We start from the raw sequence: 16,744 nt of genomic DNA, 5'->3' as shown, positions 1-16,744 counted from the left end.
AACAATACAAACCTATCTAAGGGAGGATATTTACAATGACTAAAGAACAAATCATTGAAGCAGTTAAATCTATGACTGTATTAGAACTTAACGACTTAGTAAAAGCTATCGAGGAAGAATTCGGCGTAACTGCTGCTGCTCCTGTAGCTGTTGTTGGTGGCGCTGGTGAAGCTGCTGCTGAGAAAACTGAATTTGACGTAGTACTTGAAAGTGCTGGCGGACAAAAAATCAAAGTTATCAAAGTTGTACGTGAAATCACTGGTCTTGGCTTAAAAGAAGCTAAAGAATTAGTTGACAACACTCCAAAAGCAATCAAAGAAGGCGCTTCTAAAGAAGAAGCTGAAGAAATGAAAGCTAAACTTGAAGAAGTTGGCGCTGCTGTAGAAGTTAAGTAATTAACTTTTGAAGCTTAAAAAAAGCTCGCTCTTATGCGGGCTTTTTTTTTAACTGTAAAGAAAAGAGGTGGCCATATGGCAGACCATTATTTTTCTAACGACCCTTCGAGCAAAAGTGATCGTAAACGATGGGAATATACATTGCGAGGATCTCAATTTGCTTTTTTATCTGACCATGGGGTATTTTCGAAAAACGAGGTGGACTTTGGTTCTCGTCTTTTAATTGAAGCGTTTCAAATGCCGGATATTAAAGGTGATGTATTAGACGTCGGATGTGGATACGGTCCAATCGGTTTGTCGTTAGCAAAAGAGTTTCAAGAGCGTAGTGTTCACATGGTGGATGTGAACGAAAGGGCACTTGGGCTTGCGAAAGAAAACGCTGCTAATAACAAAGTTGAAAACGTTCGTATTTTTCAAAGTAGCGTCTATGAAAATGTAGATGGCAAGTATGCTGCTATTCTATCTAATCCTCCAATTCGTGCCGGTAAACATATCGTGCATGAGATTTTAGAAAAAGCTGTGGATCATCTAGTATCAGGTGGGGAACTTTGGATTGTTATTCAAAAGAAACAAGGTGCACCATCTGCGCTTAAAAAACTAGAGGAAACATTTTCTGAAGTTGAGGTTGTAGAAAAGAAAAAAGGATATTATATCATAAAATCAAAAAAACGTTGACGGTTATTTTTGGCTATGTTAACATTATACAATGCCAATATATGATTTTCTGCGTTGAGAAAAATGTATATTTTTGTTTCTCTTGGAAAAGATAGTAAAATCAGCAGATTATGAAACAGAATGATGGTTTTCTTATAGAAGCCATTTTTCTTTTTTGAGCAGGTAGAAAGACTCAACGTATCTATCTTTGAGAGAAAAAGCTACGCTACTGGCGTTAGCTGTATTTATTTGTGATTTTGCACAAATTTTTTTGTGCATTTATAATACTCATGATTTGAGGGGTGAAGCAGTTGACAGGTCAACTAGTTCAATACGGACGCCACCGCCAACGAAGAAGTTATGCCCGTATTAGTGAAGTATTAGAGTTACCAAATCTTATCGAAATTCAAACCTCTTCTTATCAGTGGTTTCTTGATGAGGGTTTGCGAGAAATGTTCCAAGACATTTCTCCGATTGAAGACTTTACGGGAAATCTATCGCTTGAATTTATCGACTACAGCTTAGGTGAACCTAAATACTCTGTAGAAGAATGCAAAGAGCGTGATGTGACGTATGCAGCACCACTTCGTGTGAAAGTTCGTCTAATCAATAAGGAAACTGGTGAAGTAAAAGAACAAGATGTGTTCATGGGAGATTTCCCACTCATGACAGAGACAGGAACATTCGTAATTAACGGTGCAGAACGTGTTATCGTTTCCCAGTTAGTTCGCTCTCCAAGCGTATACTATAGTGGCAAAGTGGATAAAAACGGAAAACGTGGTTTTACTGCTACTGTAATTCCAAACCGCGGAGCTTGGTTAGAGTATGAAACAGATGCTAAGGATGTTGTATATGTGCGTATCGACCGTACGCGTAAACTTCCTGTAACTGTTTTGTTACGCGCATTAGGGTTTGGCTCTGATCAAGAAATCACCGAGCTTTTAGGTGATAACGAATACTTAAGCAATACGCTAGAAAAAGACAACACAGATAGTACAGAAAAAGCATTGCTTGAAATTTATGAGCGTCTACGCCCAGGTGAACCACCAACAGTAGAAAATGCGAAAAGCTTGCTTGTTTCTCGCTTCTTTGATCCAAAGCGCTACGATTTAGCAAATGTAGGTCGCTACAAGATCAACAAAAAGCTACACATTAAAAACAGATTGTTTAACCAACGCTTAGCTGAAACATTAGTAGATCCAGAAACTGGAGAGATTTTAGCGGCAGAAGGAACAGTCTTAGACCGTCGTACACTAGATCGCATTTTACCTTACTTAGAGAAAAACATTGGATTCAAGACAGCGAAACCAATGGGTGGAGTGGTAGAAGGCGATGTTGAGCTGCAATCTATTAAGATCTATGCTCCAGAGTCAGACGGTGAACGTTCTATCAATGTAATTGGGAATGCAAATATCACTCGTGATGTAAAACACATCACACCAGGCGATATCCTTGCTTCTATTAGCTACTTCTTTAACTTACTATACAAAGTAGGGGATACAGATGATATTGACCATTTAGGAAACCGTCGTCTGCGTTCTGTAGGGGAGTTATTACAAAACCAATTCCGTATCGGTCTTTCTCGTATGGAACGTGTTGTTCGTGAGAGAATGTCGATTCAAGATACAAATGCAATTACACCGCAAGCGTTAATTAACATTCGTCCGGTTATTGCATCTATTAAAGAGTTCTTCGGAAGTTCTCAGTTATCTCAGTTCATGGACCAAACAAACCCATTAGCAGAGTTAACACACAAACGAAGACTATCTGCATTAGGACCTGGTGGTTTAACACGTGAGCGTGCAGGCTTTGAAGTACGTGACGTTCACTACTCTCACTATGGTCGTATGTGTCCAATCGAAACGCCAGAGGGACCAAACATCGGTTTGATCAACTCATTATCTTCATTCGCGAAAGTAAATGAGTTTGGTTTCATTGAAACACCATACCGTCGTGTTGACCCAGAAACTGGTCTTGTAACGGGCCATGTTGATTACTTAACAGCAGATGAAGAAGATAATTATGTTGTAGCCCAAGCGAATATGAAATTATCTGAAGAAGGGGAATTCCTTGATGAGGATATCGTAGCTCGTTTCCGTGGTGAAAACATTGTCACAAATAAAGAGCGCATCGACTACATGGATGTATCTCCAAAGCAAGTAGTGTCTGCAGCGACAGCTTGTATTCCGTTCTTAGAAAACGATGACTCCAACCGTGCACTTATGGGTGCGAACATGCAACGTCAGGCGGTTCCGTTAATGAATCCGGAATCTCCGATTGTAGGTACAGGTATGGAGTACGTATCAGCAAAAGACTCAGGTGCTGCAGTAATCTGTAAACACCCTGGTACTGTTGAACGCGTAGAAGCACGTGAAGTTTGGGTACGCCGTTATGTAGAAGTTGACGGTCAAAAAGTAAAAGGCGATTTAGATCGCTACAAAATGTTGAAATTCATTCGTTCTAACCAAGGAACTTGTTACAACCAACGTCCAATCGTAAGTGTTGGAGATGAAGTTGTAAAAGGTGAAATCCTAGCGGATGGTCCTTCTATGGAAAAAGGTGAATTAGCACTTGGACGTAACGTGCTTGTTGGCTTCATGACATGGGATGGTTATAACTACGAGGATGCGATCATTATGAGTGAGCGCCTTGTAAAAGATGATGTGTACACTTCTATCCATATTGAAGAATATGAATCAGAAGCTCGTGATACGAAACTTGGACCAGAAGAAATCACACGTGATATCCCGAACGTTGGGGAAGATGCACTTCGCAACCTTGACGAACGCGGTATTATTCGCATCGGTGCTGAAGTAAAAGACGGAGACCTACTTGTTGGTAAAGTAACGCCAAAAGGTGTAACAGAATTAACAGCAGAAGAACGTTTATTACATGCAATCTTCGGTGAGAAAGCGCGTGAAGTACGTGATACATCACTACGTGTACCACACGGTGGTGGCGGTATTATCTTAGACGTAAAAGTGTTTAACCGTGAAGATGGCGATGAATTGCCACCAGGTGTGAACCAACTTGTACGTGCGTATATCGTTCAAAAACGTAAAATCTCTGAAGGTGACAAGATGGCCGGTCGTCACGGTAACAAAGGTGTTATCTCCCGTATTTTACCGGAAGAAGATATGCCATACTTACCAGATGGGACACCAATCGATATCATGTTGAACCCATTAGGGGTACCATCTCGTATGAATATCGGTCAGGTATTAGAGCTTCATCTTGGTATGGCAGCAAGATACCTTGGTATCCATGTTGCAACACCAGTATTCGATGGTGCTCGTGAGGAAGATGTATGGGGTACAATCGAGGAAGCTGGTATGGCGAATGACGCGAAAACAATCCTGTATGATGGACGTACTGGTGAGCCGTTCGACAACCGCGTATCTGTTGGTGTCATGTATATGATCAAACTTGCGCACATGGTTGACGATAAACTTCATGCTCGTTCTACTGGACCATACTCACTTGTAACGCAACAGCCTCTTGGAGGTAAAGCACAATTCGGTGGACAACGTTTCGGTGAGATGGAGGTTTGGGCACTTGAAGCTTACGGTGCTGCTTATACTCTTCAAGAAATCTTAACAGTTAAGTCTGACGATGTTGTCGGACGCGTTAAGACGTACGAAGCGATTGTTAAAGGCGAAAATGTTCCAGAACCAGGCGTTCCAGAGTCATTCAAAGTATTGATTAAAGAGCTACAAAGCTTAGGTATGGACGTTAAAATGATGTCTAGCGACGATACAGAAATTGAAATGCGTGATACGGAAGATGATGATGATCATCAATCAGCAGACAAATTAAATATCGAAGTTGAGACAACTAAGGAATAATTGGGATAACCTGTAGACTAAAAGGGAGGTAGGCCCCTTGATAGATGTAAATAACTTTGAATATATGAAGATTGGACTTGCTTCGCCTGACAAGATTCGTTCTTGGTCATACGGTGAAGTTAAGAAACCAGAAACAATTAACTATCGTACATTAAAGCCTGAAAAAGATGGCTTGTTCTGTGAGCGTATTTTCGGACCACAAAAGGACTGGGAATGTCATTGCGGAAAATATAAACGTGTACGTTATAAAGGTGTAGTTTGTGATCGATGTGGCGTAGAAGTAACGCGTGCGAAAGTACGTCGTGAACGTATGGGTCATATCGAATTAGCTGCTCCTGTATCTCATATTTGGTATTTCAAAGGTATCCCGAGCCGCATGGGACTTGTCTTAGACATGTCCCCTCGCGCGCTTGAAGAAGTAATTTATTTCGCTTCTTATGTTGTAACAGAAAGTGGAGATACACCACTTGATAAGAAGCAATTGCTTTCTGAAAAAGAATACCGTGCATATCGTGATCGATATGGCAGCACATTCCAAGCTGCTATGGGTGCAGAAGCGATTAAGAAGTTATTACAAGACATCGATTTAGATAAAGAAGTAGACTTCTTAAAAGAAGAATTAAAAACAGCACAAGGACAACGTCGTACTCGTGCTATTAAACGTCTAGAAGTATTAGAAGCATTCCGTAACTCTGGAAACGAACCATCTTGGATGATTTTAGATGTTCTTCCAGTTATTCCACCAGAACTACGCCCGATGGTACAGTTAGATGGTGGACGTTTTGCGACTTCTGACTTAAACGACTTATATCGTCGTGTAATTAACCGTAACAACCGTTTAAAACGTCTATTGGACTTAGGTGCACCAAGCATCATCGTTCAAAACGAAAAACGTATGTTACAAGAAGCTGTAGACGCATTAATCGATAATGGTCGTCGTGGCCGTCCAGTTACTGGACCAGGTAACCGTCCATTAAAATCACTATCTCACATGCTAAAAGGTAAACAAGGACGTTTCCGTCAAAACTTATTAGGTAAACGTGTTGACTACTCTGGTCGTTCCGTTATCGTTGTAGGACCGAACTTAAAAATGTATCAATGTGGATTACCGAAAGAGATGGCACTTGAATTGTTCAAACCTTTCGTTATGAAAGATTTAGTGGAAAAAGGATTAGCACACAACATTAAGAGTGCGAAACGTAAAATCGAGCGTGTACAACCTGAAGTTTGGGATGTTTTAGAATCTGTAATTAAAGAACACCCAGTACTTCTAAACCGTGCTCCAACGCTTCACCGTCTTGGTATCCAAGCGTTCGAACCTACATTAGTAGAAGGACGCGCAATCCGTCTTCATCCACTTGTATGTACTGCATATAACGCGGACTTTGATGGTGACCAAATGGCGGTTCACGTTCCGTTATCATCAGAAGCACAAGCAGAAGCTCGTCTTCTTATGTTAGCAGCACAAAACATCTTGAACCCGAAAGATGGAAAACCAGTTGTTACACCATCTCAGGATATGGTATTAGGTAACTATTACTTAACACTTGAGCGCGAGGGTGCAATTGGTGAAGGTATGGTGTTCAAAGATGCAAATGAAGCATTGCTTGCGTATCAAAATGGATATGTACATCTTCATACTCGTGTCGCAGTTGCTGCAAGCTCTGTGAACAACAATGAAACATTTACTGAAGAGCAAAAAGGCAAGCTTCTATTAACAACAGTTGGTAAATTAATATTTAACGAAATCTTACCGAAGTCGTTCCCTTATATTAATGAACCGACAAATTCAAACCTTGAAAAAGAAACACCAGCGAAATATTTCGTTGAAAAAGGTGCGAACATTAAAGAAATTATTGCTAGTCGCGAAGAAGTGGCACCATTTAGCAAGAAAATCCTTGGTAACATCATTGCGGAAGTGTTTAAACGTTTCAAAATTACAGAAACGTCTCGTATGCTTGACCGTATGAAGAACTTAGGATTCAAATACTCTACAAAAGCTGGTATTACAGTTGGGGTAGCGGACATTCTTGTATTAGGTGAAAAAGATGAAATTCTCCACGAAGCACAAGCAAAAGTAGATAAAGTAATTAAACAATTCCGTCGCGGTTTAATCACGGAAGAAGAACGTTACGATCGCGTTATCTCTATTTGGAGTAATGCGAAAGATGTTATCCAAGGAAAACTGATGAAATCCTTGAATAAACGCAACCCAATCTTCATGATGAGTGACTCTGGTGCCCGTGGTAACGCATCGAACTTCACTCAGCTTGCTGGTATGCGTGGTCTGATGGCCAACCCATCTGGTCGTATCATTGAACTTCCAATCAAATCAAGTTTCCGTGAAGGTTTAACAGTACTTGAGTACTTCATCTCTACGCATGGTGCGCGTAAAGGTCTTGCCGATACAGCACTTAAGACTGCCGATTCTGGTTACTTAACACGTCGTCTTGTAGACGTTGCACAAGATGTAATCGTTCGTGAAGACGATTGTGGAACAGATCGTGGCTTACTAATCGGTGCGATTAAAGAGGGCAATGAAGTAATCGAGTCATTATATGATCGTCTTGTAGGACGTTTTGCAAGAAAAACTGTAAAACATCCTGAAACAGGTGAAGTATTAGTTCGTGAAAATGAATTAATTACTGAAGATATCGCTCATATCGTTGAAAACTCAGGTGTGGAAACAGTACACATCCGTTCAGCGTTCACATGTAACACTCGCCACGGCGTATGTAAGAAATGTTACGGTCGTAACTTAGCAACTGGTACAGACGTAGAAGTAGGGGAAGCGGTAGGTATTATCGCAGCTCAATCTATCGGTGAGCCAGGTACACAGTTAACGATGCGTACATTCCATACAGGTGGGGTTGCCGGAGACGATATCACACAAGGTTTACCTCGTATCCAAGAGATCTTCGAAGCTCGTAATCCGAAAGGTCAGGCAGTTATCAGTGAAATCGACGGTGTTATCGCGGCGATCAACGATGTTAAAGATCGTCAAGAGGTAGTTGTACAAGGTGAGGTTGAAACTCGCACATATGCAATCCCTTACGGTGCTCGTCTGAAAGTAGCTCCAGGACAGCCAATTGGTCACGGAAAAGAGTTAACAGAAGGTTCTATTGATCCGAAAGAATTACTAAAAGTAACGGACATTACAGCAGTTCAAGAATACTTACTACGAGAAGTTCAAAAAGTATACCGTATGCAAGGGGTAGAAATTGGTGACAAACACGTAGAGGTAATGGTTCGCCAAATGCTTCGTAAAGTTCGTGTAGTGGATGCTGGTGAAACAGATGTGTTACCAGGAACATTATTGGATATCCATCAGTTTACTGATGCGAATGCAAAAGTGTTGTTAACAGGTAAACAACCTGCAACAGCAAGACCAGTGCTTCTTGGTATTACAAAAGCTTCACTTGAAACAGATTCATTCTTATCTGCAGCGTCGTTCCAAGAAACAACTCGCGTTCTAACAGATGCAGCAATTAAAGGCAAACGCGATGAACTTCTAGGATTGAAAGAGAATGTTATTATCGGTAAACTTGTTCCAGCTGGAACAGGTATGAATCGTTATCGCAAAGTGGATCTTGTTAAATCAACACAAGATGACATGAATGTGGAAAACGATGAAGTTTATGTGGAACAGTAAAATTTTCCGTCGTAAATTTTGTATAAAAACAGATAATCCTAGTTGACATTGTATGAGTCAAAATGTTACTATAAGCAAGGTTGCTCCTGAACGATGCTTTGGAGGATATGTATATGTCTTATCAAAAAGTATCAAATGCGGAAAATGTAGTCGTTGGACATAAACGAACATTGGAAGCAATCAAAAATGGTACAGTTAAAGAAGTTGTCATTGCAGAAGATGCTGACATGCGGTTAACCCATGTGATTACTCGTGCTGCATTGCAACATAACGTACCCATAACCAAAGTTGAATCTGTTTGTAAACTTGGAAAAGTTTCGGGGATTCAAGTGGGAGCTTCAGCAATAGGAATAATAAGTTAAAACTGTTTTTGTGAGGAGAGAGCATTTGCTCTCCCTTGCAAAAACTTTGTTTTCAACTAATAATGAACCACCTGGATATGTGGTCATACAAACATGCGAAGGGAGGATAACTCAAATGCCTACTATTAACCAATTAGTGAGAAAAGGTCGTACTGATAAAGTATGGAAATCTAAATCACCTGCGTTAAACAAAGGTTTCAACTCTTTAAAGAAAAAATCAACTGATATCTCTGCACCTCAAAAACGTGGTGTATGTACTCGTGTTGGTACAATGACTCCAAAGAAACCGAACTCAGCTTTACGTAAATATGCTCGTGTACGTTTAACAAATGGTATCGAGGTAACTGCATACATCCCAGGTATCGGTCATAACTTACAAGAACACAGCGTAGTATTAATTCGCGGTGGTCGTGTAAAAGACTTACCAGGGGTACGTTACCACATCGTTCGTGGTGCGCTTGACACAGCTGGTGTTGACAAGCGTATGCAAGGCCGTTCTAAATACGGTACTAAAAAACCAAAAGCAGCTAAGAAATAATAAAACTGAACTGAAAGGAGGAACTCAATATGCCTCGTAAAGGACCTGTTGCGAAACGTGACGTGTTACCAGATCCAATGTATAATTCTAAACTAGTAACGCGCCTAATCAACAAAATGATGGTTGACGGTAAAAAAGGTAAATCTCAAACAATTCTTTATAATGCGTTCGATATCGTTAGCGAACGTACTGGTAAAGAACCAATGGAAGTATTCGAGCAAGCTCTTAAGAACATTATGCCTGTTCTTGAAGTACGCGCTCGTCGTGTTGGTGGTGCTAACTACCAAGTTCCAGTTGAGGTTCGTCCAGAACGCCGTACAACTTTAGGTCTTCGTTGGTTAGTAAACTACGCTCGTCTTCGTGGTGAAAAAACTATGGAAGAGCGTCTTGCTAACGAAATCTTAGATGCAGCTAACAACGCTGGTGCATCTGTTAAGAAACGTGAAGACACTCATAAAATGGCAGAAGCTAACAAAGCATTTGCTCATTACCGTTGGTAGGATTCAACGTAAAATAAATGTAAGCATAGACCGCTTTATTTGTCACATATGGAAGTGTGGAGAGGGAGAATGCCTCTCCCTTTCATTGGACGCTCGTTTTACATAATGAGAGTACTGGATATACTGACATGTGTAATAAAATAAAGTGGCTTTTTTGCTACTTAAAATAAAATAATCCAATCCATATATGGAAGGAGCAAGACACCAAATGGGAAGAGAGTTCTCTTTAGAAAACACTCGTAATATTGGTATCATGGCTCACATCGATGCTGGTAAAACAACAGCAACTGAGCGTATCTTGTACTACACAGGACGTATTCATAAAATCGGTGAAACTCACGAAGGTGCATCTCAGATGGACTGGATGGAGCAAGAGCAAGAGCGTGGTATCACAATTACTTCTGCTGCAACTACAGCTCAATGGAAAGGTCATCGTGTAAACATCATTGACACTCCAGGACACGTAGACTTTACAGTAGAAGTAGAACGTTCTCTACGCGTACTTGATGGCGCAGTAGCAGTACTTGATGCACAATCTGGTGTAGAACCACAAACAGAAACTGTTTGGCGTCAGGCTACTACTTACGGCGTACCTCGTATCGTATTCGTTAACAAAATGGATAAAATCGGTGCAGACTTCTTATACTCTGTAGGAACAATCCACGATCGTTTACAAGCAAACGCACATCCAATTCAGTTACCAATCGGTGCTGAAGACGAGTTCAATGGTATCATTGACCTTGTTGAAGAGTGTGCTTACATGTACGGTAACGATTTAGGAACAGATATTCAACGTATCGAAATTCCTGAAGAGCATAAAGAGCTAGCTGAAGAATACCGTGGAAAACTTATTGAAGCGGTAGCTGAGCTTGATGAAGAAATGATGATGAAGTACCTAGAGGGTGAAGAAATCACTGTAGAAGAGCTTAAAGCTGGTATCCGTAAGGCTACAACTTCTGTAGAATTCTTCCCAGTAATCTGTGGTTCTGCATTCAAAAATAAAGGTGTTCAAATTCTGTTAGACGCAGTTATTGACTACTTACCATCTCCATTAGACGTACCTGCTATTAAAGGTATCGTTCCTGATACAGATGAAGAAGTAGAACGTAAGTCTAGCGATGAAGAGCCATTCTCAGCTCTAGCATTCAAAATCATGACTGACCCTTATGTTGGTAAATTAACGTTCTTCCGTGTGTACTCTGGTGTGTTAAACTCTGGATCATACGTGAAAAACTCAACTAAAGGTAAGCGTGAGCGTGTAGGTCGTATCCTACAAATGCACGCTAACAGCCGTGAAGAGATTTCAACAGTTTACGCTGGTGACATCGCTGCTGCTGTAGGTTTAAAAGATACTACTACTGGTGATACTCTTTGTGACGAGAAGAGCCTTGTTATCCTTGAGTCTATGGAATTCCCAGAGCCAGTTATCTCTGTAGCTATCGAACCAAAATCTAAAGCTGACCAAGATAAAATGGGTACAGCATTATCTAAGCTTTCTGAAGAAGATCCAACATTCCGTGCTCACACTGACCAAGAAACTGGCCAAACAATCATCGCTGGTATGGGTGAACTTCACCTTGACATCATCGTTGACCGTATGCGCCGTGAATTCAAAGTAGAAGCAAATGTTGGTGCACCTCAGGTAGCATACCGTGAAACTTTCCGCGCTGCTGCGAAAGTTGAAGGTAAGTTCGCACGTCAATCTGGTGGTCGTGGACAATTCGGTCACGTTTGGATTGAGTTTGAACCTAACGAAGAAGGTAAAGGATTCGAATTCGAAAACAAGATCGTCGGTGGTGTAGTTCCACGTGAATACATCCCAGCTGTAGGAGCAGGTCTTGAAGATGCACTTAAAAATGGTGTACTTGCAGGATATCCTGTAGTAGACATTAAAGCTGCATTAGTTGACGGATCTTACCATGATGTTGACTCCTCTGAGATGGCGTTCAAAATCGCTGCATCTATGGCACTTAAAGCTGCGGTTTCTAAATGTAACCCAGTAATTCTTGAGCCAATGATGAAAGTTGAAGTTGTAATTCCTGAAGAGTACATGGGTGACATTATGGGTGACGTAACATCTCGTCGTGGACGTGTAGAAGGTATGGAAGCTCGCGGTAACGCACAAGTTGTTCGCGCTATGGTTCCACTTTCTGAAATGTTCGGTTATGCAACGTCATTACGTTCTAACACTCAAGGTCGTGGAACATTCTCTATGGTATTTGACCATTATGAAGAAGTACCAAAGTCTGTTTCAGAAGAAATTATCAAAAAAAATAAAGGTGAATAATTGATTTTTATCGATTGTTCAAGTATAACTACTTATGTAAGCTTAGAAAGTGAGACTTAAGTTTCACTTTCTAGTAAATATAAAATAACCTATATAAACTAAGGAGGAATTTAGAATGGCTAAAGCTAAATTCGAACGTTCTAAACCCCATGTTAACATCGGTACAATTGGCCACGTTGACCATGGTAAAACTACATTAACTGCTGCGATCACTACAGTTCTTGCAAAAGCTGGTGGTGCTGAAGCACGCGGATACGATCAAATCGATGCTGCTCCAGAAGAAAGAGAGCGCGGTATCACAATCTCAACTGCACACGTTGAGTACGAAACTGAAACTCGTCACTATGCACACGTTGACTGCCCAGGACACGCTGACTATGTTAAAAACATGATCACTGGTGCTGCTCAAATGGACGGCGGTATCTTAGTAGTATCTGCTGCTGATGGTCCAATGCCTCAAACTCGTGAGCACATCCTTCTTTCTCGTCAAGTAGGTGTACCTTACATCGTTGTATTCTTAAACAAATGCGACATGGTAGATGACGAAGAATTATTAGAATTAGTAGAAATGGAAGTTCGCGATCTATTATCTGAATACGACTTCCCAGGCGATGATATCCCTGTAGTTAAAGGTTCTGCTCTTAAAGCTCTTGAAGGAGATGCTGAGTGGGAAGCTAAAATCATCGAATTAATGGCTGAAGTTGATGCTTACATCCCAACTCCAGAGCGTGACACTGACAAACCATTCTTAATGCCTATCGAGGACGTATTCTCTATCACAGGTCGTGGTACAGTTGCTACTGGTCGTGTAGAGCGTGGAGTAGTTAAAGTTGGTGACGTAGTAGAAATCATCGGTCTTGCTGAAGAAAATGCTACTACAACTGTAACTGGTGTAGAAATGTTCCGTAAGCTTCTTGACCAAGCTCAAGCTGGTGACAACATCGGTGCTTTACTTCGTGGGGTTGCTCGTGAAGAAATCCAACGTGGACAAGTTCTTGCTAAAACTGGCTCTGTAAAAGCTCACGCTAAATTCAAAGCTGAAGTTTACGTTTTATCTAAAGAAGAAGGTGGACGTCACACTCCATTCTTCGCTAACTACCGCCCACAATTCTACTTCCGTACAACTGACGTAACTGGAATCATCCAATTACCAGAAGGTACTGAAATGGTAATGCCTGGCGACAACATCGAAATGACTGTTGAACTTATCGCTCCAATCGCAGTTGAAGAGGGAACTAAGTTCTCTATCCGTGAAGGCGGACGTACTGTAGGTGCTGGTGTAGTTGCAACTATCGTTGAGTAATCTCAACTGATATATAAAACCCAAGGGATTTTCCCTTGGGTTTTTTTATTTATATTTATAATAGAAGAAAGAGCATTTTTTTCGTTTTGACGAGTTTCTTCTATAATATATAAATCTGGAAAACAAAACATCCAAAAACTGTAAAATGAATTACCGAAGATGAAAACTTGAAATTCTTTAAAGTGCCATGTATAATAGCAAAAGTAGAGAAAAGCAGATGCAAACAAAAAGATGCTTGCATCTAGACGAATAACATTGTATAATAGACAATGTTGGTCTTTGACTGCGATGAAGTGGAAGGTTGCTGACACACCCGGCCGCTTTGCCATGGCATGGTGTGAGGAAATTTCCATGGAGAAGGTCTATTTTAGAAATAGGCGAACGAAGGAGGGAAAATAATGGCAAAAGAAAAAATTCGTATCCGTTTAAAAGCTTACGATCACCGTATTCTTGATCAGTCAGCTGAGAAAATTGTAGAAACAGCTAAGCGTTCTGGGGCAACAGTTTCTGGTCCGATCCCATTACCAACTGAAAAAACTGTTTACACAATTCTTCGTGCTGTTCATAAGTACAAAGATTCTCGTGAGCAATTCGAAATGCGCACGCACAAACGTCTAATCGACATCGTGAGCCCTACTCCACAAACAGTAGACTCATTAATGCGTTTAGATTTACCATCTGGTGTAGATATCGAAATCAAACTATAATTTATATAACTTAAAAATGTAGGAGGTGTAACTCATGACCAAAGGAATCTTAGGAAGAAAGATCGGTATGACTCAAGTATTTGCTGAAAACGGTGAGCTAATTCCTGTAACAGTAATCGCAGCGACTCCAAACGTTGTTCTTCAAAAGAAAACAACTGAAACTGATGGCTACAATGCAATTCAGTTAGGATTCGACGATAAACGTGAAAAATTAGCTAACAAACCTGAACAAGGTCACGTTGCTAAAGCAACTACTGCTCCTAAGCGCTTCATTCGCGAAATCCGCGATGCAGACGTGGACGGATTAGAGGTTGGTCAAGAGGTAAAAGTTGAAGTTTTCACTGCAGGTGAAATCGTAGACGTAACAGGAATTTCTAAAGGTAAAGGTTTCCAAGGTGCTATTAAACGCCACGGACAATCTCGCGGACCTATGTCTCACGGTTCTCGTTATCACCGTCGTCCTGGTTCAATGGGCCCAGTTGCTCCGAACCGTGTATTCAAAGGCAAAAAACTTGCTGGACGTATGGGTGGAGACCAAGTTACGGTTCAAAACTTAGAAATCGTTCAAGTTGACACTGAGCGCAACTTATTATTAGTAAAAGGTAACGTTCCAGGTGCTAAGAAATCTCTTGTAGTTGTTCAAGGCGCTGTGAAGGCTAGCAAATAATTCACAATAGGAAGGAGGAATTCCAATGCCAAAAGTTACTGTATATAACCAAACTGGTTCACAGGTTGGTGAAATCGAATTAGCTGAAGCTATTTTCGGTATCGAACCAAATGAAGCTGTACTTTTTGAAGCTGTAATGATGCAACGTGCGTCTTTACGTCAAGGTACACACAAAGTAAAAAATCGCTCTGAAGTGCGCGGTGGTGGTCGTAAACCATGGCGTCAAAAAGGAACTGGACGTGCTCGTCAAGGTTCTATCCGCTCTCCTCAATGGCGTGGTGGTGGTACGGTATTCGGACCTACACCAAGAAGCTATGCTTACAAACTTCCTAAGAAAGTTCGTCGCTTAGCTATTAAATCTGCATTAGCTACTAAAGTAGTTGAGAACAACATTGTAGTTCTTGAAGACTTAGTGTTAAATGCACCAAAAACAAAAGACATGGTAGCAGTACTTAAAGGATTAACTGTAGAAAAGAAAGCTCTTATCGTAACTGCTGATGCAAACGAAACTGTAGAGTTATCTGCTCGCAATATTCCTGGAGTAACAGTAATCACTGCTGATGGCGTAAACGTTTTAGACGTGCTTCATCATGATAAGCTAATCATGACAAAAGCGGCAGTGGAAAAAGTAGAGGAGGTGCTTGCATAATGAGAGATCCTCGTGATATCATTAAGCGCCCAGTTATCACTGAACGTTCTATGGAAATGATGGCTGAAAAAAAATACACGTTCGATGTGGACGTTAAATCTAATAAAACAGAAGTTAAAGATGCTATAGAAGCGATCTTTGGTGTTAAAGTAGAAAAAGTGAACATCATGAACTACAAGCCGAAAGCAAAACGCGTTGGTCGTCACGCTGGTTTTACTAACCGTCGTCGTAAAGCAATCGTTAAGCTAACTGCTGACAGCAAAGAAATCGAAATCTTCCAAGGTGTTTAATTCTTACTAAAGAAGGAGGGAAATTGAGATGGCAATTAAAAAGTATAATCCAACTACTAACGGTCGTCGTAACATGACTACGAATGATTTCGCTGAAATTACGACTGACAGACCGGAAAAGTCTTTACTTGCACCTTTAAGCAAAAAGGCTGGACGTAATAACCAAGGTAAAATTACTGTACGTCACCAAGGTGGCGGACATAAGCGTCAATACCGTATCATCGACTTTAAACGTAACAAAGATGGAATTCCAGGACGCGTTGCTACGATCGAATACGATCCAAACCGCTCTGCGAATATCGCATTAATTAACTACGTTGACGGTGAAAAACGTTACATTCTTGCTCCTAAAAACTTAGAAGTAGGCATGGAAGTTATGTCTGGCGCTGATGCTGACATTAAAATCGGTAACGCATTACCATTAATCAACATTCCAGTAGGTACTGTTGTTCATAACATCGAACTTAAACCAGGTCGTGGTGGACAATTAGTTCGTTCTGCTGGTACATCTGCTCAAGTACTTGGTAAAGAAGGTAAATACGTACTTGTACGTTTAACTTCTGGTGAAGTTCGCTTAGTATTATCTGCTTGCCGTGCAACTGTAGGTCAAGTAGGTAACGAATCACACGAACTTATCAAAATTGGTAAAGCAGGTCGTTCTCGTTGGTTAGGTAAGCGCCCAACTGTTCGTGGTTCTGTAATGAACCCAGTTGATCACCCACACGGTGGTGGTGAAGGTCGTTCACCAATCGGACGTAAGTCTCCAATGTCTCCATGGGGTAAACCAACTCTTGGATTCAAGACTCGTAAGAAAAACAAAGCGTCTGATAAATTCATCGTTCGTCGTCGTAAAAAATAATGGGGTTGTAGTACGGTTCACTTCTGGAACCGTACG

The 16,744-nt window shown here is 40.9% G+C and carries 14 protein-coding genes; all 14 read left to right on the top strand.

What is annotated here, in order from left to right:
* The first annotated feature begins 35 nt into the window (after nt 1-35).
* The 14 genes from rplL to rplB all read left to right on the top strand — a co-directional run bounded on the left by rplL (nt 36) and on the right by rplB (nt 16,708).
* A complete protein-coding gene (gene rplL, locus J4P91_RS23350) occupies nt 36-395 on the top strand; it encodes a 50S ribosomal protein L7/L12 (protein WP_017150119.1) in 360 nt (119 codons plus the stop codon).
* Nucleotides 396-470: 75 nt separating this feature from the next.
* A complete protein-coding gene (locus J4P91_RS23345; protein WP_207995986.1) occupies nt 471-1,070 on the top strand; it encodes a class I SAM-dependent methyltransferase in 600 nt (199 codons plus the stop codon).
* Nucleotides 1,071-1,360: 290 nt separating this feature from the next.
* Complete coding sequence (gene rpoB, locus J4P91_RS23340; RefSeq protein WP_017150121.1) at nt 1,361-4,894, top strand: DNA-directed RNA polymerase subunit beta; 3,534 nt, start codon at nt 1,361-1,363, stop codon at nt 4,892-4,894.
* A 37-nt stretch (nt 4,895-4,931) separates the two neighbouring features.
* The gene (rpoC, locus tag J4P91_RS23335; protein WP_017150122.1) at nt 4,932-8,546 is read left to right on the top strand and encodes a DNA-directed RNA polymerase subunit beta'; all 3,615 of its coding nucleotides are present in this window, start codon (nt 4,932-4,934) and stop codon (nt 8,544-8,546) included.
* Nucleotides 8,547-8,659: 113 nt separating this feature from the next.
* Complete coding sequence (locus tag J4P91_RS23330; protein WP_207995995.1) at nt 8,660-8,908, top strand: ribosomal L7Ae/L30e/S12e/Gadd45 family protein; 249 nt, start codon at nt 8,660-8,662, stop codon at nt 8,906-8,908.
* Nucleotides 8,909-9,023: 115 nt separating this feature from the next.
* A complete protein-coding gene (gene rpsL / locus J4P91_RS23325) occupies nt 9,024-9,446 on the top strand; it encodes a 30S ribosomal protein S12 (protein WP_011983241.1) in 423 nt (140 codons plus the stop codon).
* A 29-nt stretch (nt 9,447-9,475) separates the two neighbouring features.
* Nucleotides 9,476-9,946, top strand: coding sequence for a 30S ribosomal protein S7 (gene rpsG / locus J4P91_RS23320; RefSeq protein WP_001137493.1), 471 nt, complete (start codon nt 9,476-9,478; stop codon nt 9,944-9,946).
* A gap of 208 nt (nt 9,947-10,154) precedes the next feature.
* The gene (gene fusA / locus J4P91_RS23315) at nt 10,155-12,233 is read left to right on the top strand and encodes an elongation factor G (protein ID WP_017150124.1); all 2,079 of its coding nucleotides are present in this window, start codon (nt 10,155-10,157) and stop codon (nt 12,231-12,233) included.
* 115 nt (nt 12,234-12,348) lie between these two features.
* A complete protein-coding gene (tuf, locus tag J4P91_RS23310; protein ID WP_207995985.1) occupies nt 12,349-13,536 on the top strand; it encodes an elongation factor Tu in 1,188 nt (395 codons plus the stop codon).
* Between the two features lie 398 nt (nt 13,537-13,934).
* Entirely contained in the window at nt 13,935-14,243 is a 309-nt protein-coding gene (rpsJ, locus tag J4P91_RS23305; RefSeq protein WP_001040596.1) for a 30S ribosomal protein S10, read from the top strand.
* 34 nt (nt 14,244-14,277) lie between these two features.
* Nucleotides 14,278-14,910: a 50S ribosomal protein L3 gene (gene rplC, locus J4P91_RS23300; protein WP_017150126.1), complete on the top strand. Its 633-nt coding sequence runs from the start codon at nt 14,278-14,280 to the stop codon at nt 14,908-14,910.
* 25 nt (nt 14,911-14,935) lie between these two features.
* Entirely contained in the window at nt 14,936-15,559 is a 624-nt protein-coding gene (gene rplD / locus J4P91_RS23295; protein ID WP_017150127.1) for a 50S ribosomal protein L4, read from the top strand.
* Nucleotides 15,559-15,849: a 50S ribosomal protein L23 gene (gene rplW / locus J4P91_RS23290; RefSeq protein ID WP_017150128.1), complete on the top strand. Its 291-nt coding sequence runs from the start codon at nt 15,559-15,561 to the stop codon at nt 15,847-15,849. The genes rplD and rplW overlap by 1 nt, the downstream gene beginning before the upstream one ends.
* 28 nt (nt 15,850-15,877) lie before the next feature.
* Nucleotides 15,878-16,708 (top strand): 50S ribosomal protein L2, encoded by an 831-nt coding sequence (rplB, locus tag J4P91_RS23285; RefSeq protein ID WP_017150129.1) that lies wholly within the window; start codon nt 15,878-15,880, stop codon nt 16,706-16,708.
* Nucleotides 16,709-16,744 lie beyond the last annotated feature (36 nt).

The organism is Bacillus sp. XF8 (assembly GCF_017498755.1).
Taxonomy (GTDB): Bacteria; Bacillota; Bacilli; order Bacillales; family Bacillaceae_G; genus Bacillus_A; species Bacillus_A bingmayongensis.
This window is presented reverse-complemented; position numbering and strand designations above follow the sequence as displayed.

Excerpts from the sequence above, each read along its gene's own strand:
- rplL (WP_017150119.1), top strand. The coding sequence starts at position 36 with ATGACTAAAGAACAAATCATTGAAGCAGTTAAATCTATGACTGTATTA.
- J4P91_RS23345 (WP_207995986.1), top strand. The coding sequence starts at position 471 with ATGGCAGACCATTATTTTTCTAACGACCCTTCGAGCAAAAGTGATCGT.
- J4P91_RS23330 (WP_207995995.1), top strand. The coding sequence starts at position 8,660 with ATGTCTTATCAAAAAGTATCAAATGCGGAAAATGTAGTCGTTGGACAT.
- rpsL (WP_011983241.1), top strand. The coding sequence starts at position 9,024 with ATGCCTACTATTAACCAATTAGTGAGAAAAGGTCGTACTGATAAAGTA.
- rpsG (WP_001137493.1), top strand. The coding sequence starts at position 9,476 with ATGCCTCGTAAAGGACCTGTTGCGAAACGTGACGTGTTACCAGATCCA.
- fusA (WP_017150124.1), top strand. The coding sequence starts at position 10,155 with ATGGGAAGAGAGTTCTCTTTAGAAAACACTCGTAATATTGGTATCATG.
- tuf (WP_207995985.1), top strand. The coding sequence starts at position 12,349 with ATGGCTAAAGCTAAATTCGAACGTTCTAAACCCCATGTTAACATCGGT.
- rpsJ (WP_001040596.1), top strand. The coding sequence starts at position 13,935 with ATGGCAAAAGAAAAAATTCGTATCCGTTTAAAAGCTTACGATCACCGT.
- rplC (WP_017150126.1), top strand. The coding sequence starts at position 14,278 with ATGACCAAAGGAATCTTAGGAAGAAAGATCGGTATGACTCAAGTATTT.
- rplD (WP_017150127.1), top strand. The coding sequence starts at position 14,936 with ATGCCAAAAGTTACTGTATATAACCAAACTGGTTCACAGGTTGGTGAA.
- rplW (WP_017150128.1), top strand. The coding sequence starts at position 15,559 with ATGAGAGATCCTCGTGATATCATTAAGCGCCCAGTTATCACTGAACGT.
- rplB (WP_017150129.1), top strand. The coding sequence starts at position 15,878 with ATGGCAATTAAAAAGTATAATCCAACTACTAACGGTCGTCGTAACATG.